Here is a 1,187-nt window from a genome sequence, read left to right on the forward strand (position 1 = left end):
AGCGTTAGTAGCAGAGAATGACCAAGTAACAAAAGGTCAGCCGTTATTGAAAGTAGACTTAGACTATATTAAAGAAAACGCAACATCTACAACTACACCAATTGTCTTTACAAATCTTGCAGAAGGTGAGTCTGTACAGATTAACAAAGAAGGAAATGTAGAAATAGAAGAAAAAGTTGTATCTATAGTAAAGTAATTAGTTTTTGTAGAAACCCGGTATAGACGCCGGGTTTTTTGTTTTGTTATCTAGGAATGATAAACGAAATAGAGTGGTGGATAACTTAGCAGTATGGTCCGCGTCGAGCTTCGAAGTACAAGGATGCGAGTCAATTGACGTTGCAACAGGACGTTGCGTATTTAGTCGATTTTCCTCTTTGGCATATTTAGCCGACCAGCGCCTATCGTCTATCAAACTTAAGGTCATCTCCCTGCGATAAGTCAACATCTACGCTTGCGCTCATCGTGTTTCTTTTATCACTTTATAACGGGCAGTAAGGTATCGCCTAAGAAATGTGAAGCAGGTGAAAAAACTGCCCGTAAAAACCTGATCGACTTAACTAACCATCAGGGGAAAATCGCCCTGATAGAAGGTTCGTCTTATCTCAGTCGAAGCCCTTCCGAAGTATAAGGATGTACAAGTGCCGATGAAGACATAAGGCCGTGGCGTAGTTAATCGGCCAGTTTGTACGGCGATGATCAAGGCGTTTGCGCTTTTGTACTTTTAATTTGAAAGTATATTGTTGTTTTTGGTGGATAGAAGTTATTTTAGAACTATTAATCGAATGATTTGTAAATGATGAATATCTATGATGAAGCGAACAGGATGTTTGGAAGAATTATTAGTGTCATGCCTTGAATTTTAATTAGATTAGTGATGCTATCGTATGATAGATTAAGAGGATAGAAAATTTAATGAATTTTTTTGGGGGAAGTTGTTGACTTCTTCTTGATGAGTTGGTATTATATAAAAGTTGCTTCAGACAGCAACGAAAAAAACAAAACATAACTTGCTTATCATCCATAACAATTTAAGATAATGAAAAAAACTTCTTAAAAAAGTTATTGACGAGATAAAGGGAGATATGATATATTAAGAGAGTTCGCTTCTGAAGTGAATGAAAATTGCTCTTTGAAAACTGAACAAACAAAACGTCAACAATAAACGTTTATAATTTTCGTTATAAACG

1 protein-coding gene is annotated in these 1,187 nt (G+C 36.1%); it reads left to right on the forward strand.

Going from position 1 to position 1,187, the window contains the following annotated elements:
* On the forward strand, nt 1-196 hold a 196-nt coding region (locus tag ACTYBU_RS22415; RefSeq protein ID WP_445493253.1), incomplete at its 5' end, for a PTS glucose transporter subunit IIA.
* Nucleotides 197-1,187 lie beyond the last annotated feature (991 nt).

Source organism: Niallia sp. 03133 (genome assembly GCF_052663225.1).